The following is a 6,560-nucleotide window of genomic DNA, read 5'->3' as shown; positions in this document are numbered from 1 at the left end:
CAATGCTTTTTCTACAAATAGCTCCATTTCACAAAGAAAATGGAGTGAAGTATTGGTTTTTCTCGAAATTACCAATTACTTTTCGAGAGTATTCTATAATTATGGAGTATCTGGCGGGAGCTGACAAGCTGAAACATAAGAGCTAGTCAAAAATGATATCGCTGTATTTGAATGCTGCCTGCATATCGCAGTCGACTCCTGTTGTATACGAATTGTTGCCCAGAAGCTCAAGTACATGGTGTATATTCGAGTTATTGTTGAAAATTGCGTTGTACAAATCATTACTCAGCTGCTGAGTTCTTCGGACAGCATCTGAAAACAGGTCTATGAAGGATTTTGTACTTTTTATGGTATTGTCGAAAGGCATGCACCATTCCCTATGGGAAAGGTTCAGGTAATCAAGCCCGTCTTTCATCTCCAACGGGAAAATGAGGCTGGAGTATAGGGGAAACCTGTAAATCAGTTTATCAAAAAAGCCTATCAGCTTTTTCTTTATACCGTGAGGATCCTTTAAAAGCTTTTCTACCAATTGCATTTCCCTGACAGCCCTTCTCACTTTCTTTTTTTGTATATCCGAATCGAATACCTTTTTGACCGCACTGACATACATTTCACCTATCAGGTTCAGTTCGGTCGCATTCACCTGGATAAGCCTGTCACAATTTATTTCATGTACTCTTTTATTCAGATGTTTTTTGCATAGGAGGACATCGATGGAAGTCTCAAACCTCCGATGATAACATAGGAACAGGTTTTCATTTATATATTCGGGTATGTTAAAGCCCGACCTGTAAAAAATGTACGGGTGGCCTATACTGTCCATGCAGTTGTGGCATATGAAGCCTAGAAGATATACCGTCAGCACGTCCCTGGCGTACCCGCTCTGTCCGGCAATATAGTCGATAAAGGCGCCAAACACTTTATTTGCTTTTGAAATGTGCATTGTCTGTCCGATATTGGTCTCAATACTTTTGGAGGACCAGGGCCAGATCTCGTAATAAAAAAGTATATCGGGACCTTGAGTCCCAAGATTGAATACGTTTTGGTGTTTCTGAACCAGTTTTTTGCACTCCTGGTTCTCCAGAGCTTTTATTGCCTCTAAGCCGCATAAATAATGAGTTACAAGATTGGGCATGTTATCTCCTCTCCGGGTATTGAAGACATAATTATTATTTAATTGAACTCCCGCCGAATGCCTATTATTGGAAGTCATTTTCACTGTTAGTATATACGTATTTTGTGCCCTAAAGTATGTTTTAATGAATTAATTTTTATTTAATTATAAAAAAATATTGACATTTAATTTAATTGGTTTTATAGTTAGTTACATAAGTAATTAACCATTTAACCGATTAACAGGTGGTGATATATTGAATTTGAATTTTGATTCGGAAAAACCCATATATCTGCAATTGGCTGAAGAAATAGAAGATGCTGTGCTGTCGGGCGCATATCAGGAGGAAACCCAGATTCCCTCCACAACGGAAATTTCAGTAAGCTACAAAATCAATCCGGCTACTGCACTGAAGGGTATAAACAGGTTGGTGGACGATGGGATAGTTTATAAGAAAAGGGGTGTAGGTATGTTTGTATCAACAGGTGCAAAGGAGAAAATTCTTGACAAGAGAAAAGAGACTTTTTTTGAAGATTATGTTACGTCTATGATTTTAGAGGCCAGAAAGCTTTCTATTACACAAGAGGACATACTGAAAATGTTGGAAAGAGGGTTTGAGAAATGAGCTATATCGAAATAAAGAATATTACAAAAGTATTTGGAAATACAACTGCACTTGACAATGTTTCACTGAATCTTGAAGCCAATAAGATATACGGACTTCTGGGCAGAAACGGGGCCGGAAAAACAACCCTGCTCAATCTTATTACAAACAGGATATTTCCGACGTATGGAGAGATACTGCTGGAAGGAGAGAAGGTTTCTGAAAATGATGATGCCCTGTCAAAGGTGTATTTCATGACAGAGGCCAACTTTTATCCTGAAGGCATGACCGTGAAAAAGGCCTTTAAGTGGACAAAAGAATTTTATCCCGGTTTTGATACCGATTATGCCTCAGCCTTATGTGATAAATTCCTGTTAAAAACAGGCAAAAAGATTAAAGAGCTTTCAACAGGTTATAAATCAATCTTTAAAATTATTGTTTCTTTGGCCTGCAATGCTCCGGTAATTCTTCTGGATGAGCCGGTACTTGGCCTGGATGCAAATCACAGGGAATTGTTTTATAAGGAACTTCTTCAGGCCTACGGTGAAAGACCAAGGACGATAGTTATATCAACCCATTTGATAGAGGAGGCCGCCGATATAATAGAGGATGTCATAGTCATAAAAAGCGGTAAATTGATACTCCAGGATTCGGTTGAAAAAGTCCTTTCCCAGGGATATGCGGTATCCGGAGCCGCCTCTGCGGTAGACGGCTTTATGCAGGGAAAGAAAGTGCTGGGAGTTGACACCCTTGGAGGACTTAAAACTGCATATATTCTCGAAAAAGCCGAAAAGGAAAAAATTCCGTCCGGGCTTGAAATTTCAAAGCTGGATCTGCAAAAGCTGTTTATCCAGATGACTAATCAGTGATAGGAGAAATTGAATATGAGATTGAAATCAGTTGTCAAATATTATCTTTCAGATATAAAAACAAGTGTAATGATATTTTATATCATCATGGCTGTTGGTGTTTCCATGATCGGTATTATAGTCAATGTTTCGGCAGGTGAAGGTGATAGTTATTCCGGAGGCGGGGAAATGGCTGCAATGATTTTTTTATTCATTGCAGGGCTGAATTCTTTTAAACAAAATTTCCTGTTTTTATCATTAAACAGTATTCCAAGGAAGCTGCAGTTTAAAGGCTTTTTGCTGGCGGCGCTGACGGTGTGCGGAGCGATGGCCGCAATAGATACTGCATATTCCAACATTTTTTCCCTGTTCTTTGATTACAGATCGACCTTTCTTCAGATTTATGGGAGCTGGGCAGCGGCAACCTCCGGGGCTGTGGTAATTTTAGTGACTTTCCTGTGGGATATAACCATATACCTCTCTGCCTATATCGGGGGATATTTGATTACAAGTCTTTATTATAGAATGTCAAAGCTGACCAAGATTGTGGTATCCATAGGTGTCCCGGCCTGGTTTACAATAGTACTTCCAATTATAGATGCTACTGTTACAGAGGGGCGGATTTTTAAATATATCGGAAATGCTATCCTGATTTTTGGAGGGCTGAAATACGGGGTAAATCCCTACATTCCGGTGTTGTCACTTACTGTTGAAGCAGCCGTTGCGGCCATATTATGCTTCATGCTGGTAAAAACGGCTACAGTAAAGGAGTAGATATTTAAAGACAGGAAAGAGAGTGCATATAGATGGGCCTGCCTGTATCGAAAGTGATTCAGGCAGGCCTGTTTTGTAAAAGATTTACTTTAACATGTCAATGTATTTCTGTAATCCTGCAGATACTTTTTTGTTGAAAAGGCCTCGGCTTTTTTATCAAACAAAGTTTTATGTATTTGCAAAATGATATACAATAAATACATATTTACATTGTGAGGTATTGGCATGAAAAATATTAAATATGTTCATACAAATTTGATAGCCAGGGATTGGAGAAGTCTGGCACAATTTTATATTGAAGTTTTGGGCTGCAGACCCACATACCCTGAAAGGGACCTGGCGGGAGAATGGATAGATAAACTGACTGGAATTCCTGGCGTTAGAGTCAGAGGGATACATTTGAGCCTGCCGGGCTATGAAGACGGACCCACCCTTGAGATTTTCGAGTACTCTCCGGAAAACGGCAGGAGCGATGGGCAGGCAATAAATCTGCGGGGCCTGGGGCATCTGGCCTTTCATGTGGATGACGTGGAAAAGGTGCTGGAGGCTGTGATTTCACATGGAGGGAGGCCTTTCGGGGAAATTGTCAAAAAAGAATACCCTGAACTGGGTTTGCTTACCGCCGTCTATGTCAGAGACCCCGAAGGCAATTTCATTGAGCTGCAAAATTGGAAAAGATAAAAAATTCACATTATCGGAGGTAATATATGACAAAGCCTTTTATCGGCATTCCCATGGGAGATCCGGCAGGGATAGGACCTGAAATTATAGTTAAGGCACTGGTGCATGAAGACATTTATGATGTATGCAGGCCGGTGGTTATCGGGGATGCAGAAGCAATAAGAAAGTCGGTTGAAATATGTAAGCTGGCTTCGGAAGTCAGGGTTATTAAAAAAAGTGATGAAGGTCAATTCTCAAGCCGAACTATAAATGTTATAGACCTTAACAATATAGCTCATGAAAAATTCAGCTATGGCATTGTTCAGGCACAGAATGGACTGGCATCCTATGAATATATTAAAAAATCGGTGGAACTGGCTCTAAATGGTGAACTGGCAGCTATTGCGACGACACCTATCAACAAGCCTGCCTTAAAAGCCGGAAATGTGGATTTTATAGGTCATACGGAAATACTGGCCGGACTTACAAATACCGAAGACCCTCTGACCATGTTTGAAGTCAGAGGCATGAGGGTGTTCTTCCTGTCCCGGCATGTCCCGCTCAGAAGGGCCTGTGAAATGGTTACCGAGCAAAGGCTGCTGGACTATATAGACAGGTGTACCGGAGCACTTGAAAGCCTGGGGATAACAGAGGGGACTATGGCCGTGGCAGGCTTGAATCCGCACAGCGGTGATAATGGGCTCTTTGGAAACGAGGATATGGAGCAGATTGTCCCTGCCGTAGAAAAAGCAAGAAGCCGCGGGTACAGGGTGGTGGGACCGGTAGGTGCCGACTCTGTGTTCCATCAGGCCCTTATGGGAAAATACAATTCAGTGCTTTCGCTCTATCACGACCAGGGGCATATAGCCACAAAGACTCTGGATTTTGAAAGGACCATTGCAATTACATTAGGACTGCCGTTCCTGAGAACCTCGGTCGACCACGGAACTGCCTATGATATAGCGGGAAAGGGAACGGCAAGTGAAGTGAGCATGGTGGAGGCAATCCTGCTTGCTTCGAAATATGCCGGACCTTATTCACAATGGATTGGAAGCAGAATTGTTGGGATGTAATAATTTGGAAGAACAGACTGTTTTTAATTAATCTCGTATAATATAATTATATCAGCGCTTACGATTGTTAAGTTGAAAAGTTCAGCGTTTGAAATGAAATATTTTATTTTAGGAGGTTAATTATGGCCGATGTTATTGATTACAAAATTCTGGGAGACGATATGCAGATGGTAGAGGTGGAGCTTGACCCGTCGGAAGGTGTCAGGGCCGAAGCCGGTGCCATGATGTATATGGAAGACGGAATTATAATGCAGACATCAACAGACGGAGGTGCATTTAAAGGGTTTAAGAGAATGCTCACAGGTGAAAGCTTCTTTATAACTACTTTTTATAACAGCAGCCCGTCAAAAAAGCATATGGCTTTTTCCGCACCCTATCCCGGAAAAATAATACCCATAGATCTTGCAAGTGTTGGAGGAAACTTTCTTTGTCAGAAGGATGCTTTTTTATGTGCCGCCAATGGAGTTGACATAGAAATAGCCTTTACCAAAAAGCTTGGTGCCGGTTTCTTCGGCGGGGAGGGTTTTATTCTTCAGAGACTTGTGGGAAACGGCATGGCTTTTGTACATTCGGGCGGAACCATAATTCAGAAGAACCTGCTTCCGGGCGAAACCCTTAAGGTAGATACCGGATGTCTGGTGGCATTCTCACCAAGCGTAGATTATGATATCGAGTTTGTGGGCGGTTTCAAGAACGCATTGTTTGGCGGGGAAGGTTTATTCCTGGCTAAGATGACCGGCCCGGGTATGGTTTATCTGCAGAGCCTGCCTCTCTCAAGGCTTGCCGACAGATTGACCTCGGCAGGCTCACGAAACAGAGAGCAGCAGTCGGGTATCGGAGGTATAGGCGGAGGCATACTTGGAGGACTGTTCGGCGGAGACAACAGATATTAGCCTGCAATATCCTGCAACAACCTGTAATAATAGCCTATAATAACCTGTAATATCAGGCAGCAAAATGGTGATTGCCGCCGGTTGGCTTGTATATATCCTCTAGTTCCGTATTTTATGTTAAATATATGTAATAATATTGGTAAATAATGTTGAAATAGATATTTAGATATGATATTTTTAATATGGTTGGTCCGGTAGTATTTTCTCAAGTAAATAACTTGAACAGAATATAATCCGGACTATTATTTTTTATAAGAATACTCTCGAAAAGTAATTGGTAATTTCGAGAAAAACCAATACTTCACTCCATTTTCTTTGTGAAATGGAGCTATTTGTAGAAAAAGCATTGTACCTTGAGAAATTAATAGTTGTGTAATTTTGAGCCCAGATTTTTTGGGACAGCAAATAAACCTTTGAAATTCAAAGATTTTTAAATGCTGTTTGAAAAGTTCTTGTACTATTGCAATAGACTCAGAATACTAAAGGATTTGTGTTTGATCCAAGCATCCAGATGTATATTAGCAGCAGCGAAAGTGGCTCTTGCAAAACGGTGCTTTGAGCTCCTTGTTTTACCAGCTTCGATGTCATAGTCCA

The 6,560-nt window shown here is 41.1% G+C and carries 7 protein-coding genes; 6 read left to right on the top strand and 1 reads right to left on the bottom strand.

The features are described from left to right. Nucleotides 1–142 precede the first annotated feature (142 nt). Nucleotides 143–1,135: a zinc dependent phospholipase C family protein gene (locus T344_RS0119215; protein WP_027630029.1), complete on the bottom strand. Its 993-nt coding sequence runs from the start codon at nucleotides 1,133–1,135 to the stop codon at nucleotides 143–145. Nucleotides 1,136–1,370: 235 nt separating this feature from the next. Here T344_RS0119215 and T344_RS0119210 point away from each other — a divergent pair, with 235 nt between their 5' ends. From T344_RS0119210 to T344_RS0119185, 6 genes are all read left to right on the top strand, one after another. Further along, nucleotides 1,371–1,739, top strand: coding sequence for a GntR family transcriptional regulator (locus tag T344_RS0119210; RefSeq protein ID WP_027630028.1), 369 nt, complete (start codon nucleotides 1,371–1,373; stop codon nucleotides 1,737–1,739). After that, on the top strand, nucleotides 1,736–2,587 hold the full coding sequence (locus tag T344_RS0119205) for an ABC transporter ATP-binding protein (RefSeq protein ID WP_027630027.1): 852 nt from the start codon (nucleotides 1,736–1,738) through the stop codon (nucleotides 2,585–2,587). The genes T344_RS0119210 and T344_RS0119205 overlap by 4 nt, the downstream gene beginning before the upstream one ends. Nucleotides 2,588–2,602: 15 nt before the next feature. Continuing rightward, nucleotides 2,603–3,340: a hypothetical protein gene (locus T344_RS28785; protein WP_051572057.1), complete on the top strand. Its 738-nt coding sequence runs from the start codon at nucleotides 2,603–2,605 to the stop codon at nucleotides 3,338–3,340. Between the two features lie 225 nt (nucleotides 3,341–3,565). Continuing rightward, a complete protein-coding gene (locus tag T344_RS0119195; protein ID WP_027630026.1) occupies nucleotides 3,566–4,021 on the top strand; it encodes a VOC family protein in 456 nt (151 codons plus the stop codon). A 26-nt stretch (nucleotides 4,022–4,047) separates the two neighbouring features. Then, nucleotides 4,048–5,073 (top strand): 4-hydroxythreonine-4-phosphate dehydrogenase PdxA, encoded by a 1,026-nt coding sequence (pdxA, locus tag T344_RS0119190; protein WP_027630025.1) that lies wholly within the window; start codon nucleotides 4,048–4,050, stop codon nucleotides 5,071–5,073. Between the two features lie 122 nt (nucleotides 5,074–5,195). Continuing rightward, complete coding sequence (locus tag T344_RS0119185) at nucleotides 5,196–5,966, top strand: TIGR00266 family protein (RefSeq protein WP_027630024.1); 771 nt, start codon at nucleotides 5,196–5,198, stop codon at nucleotides 5,964–5,966. Nucleotides 5,967–6,560: the final 594 nt, after the last annotated feature.

Origin of the sequence: Ruminiclostridium cellobioparum DSM 1351 = ATCC 15832 (assembly GCF_000621505.1) — a bacterium.
GTDB lineage: Bacteria > Bacillota > Clostridia > Acetivibrionales > DSM-1351 > Ruminiclostridium > Ruminiclostridium cellobioparum.
Note: the sequence above shows the minus strand (reverse complement) of the source record. Positions and strands in the feature narration are given on the sequence as shown.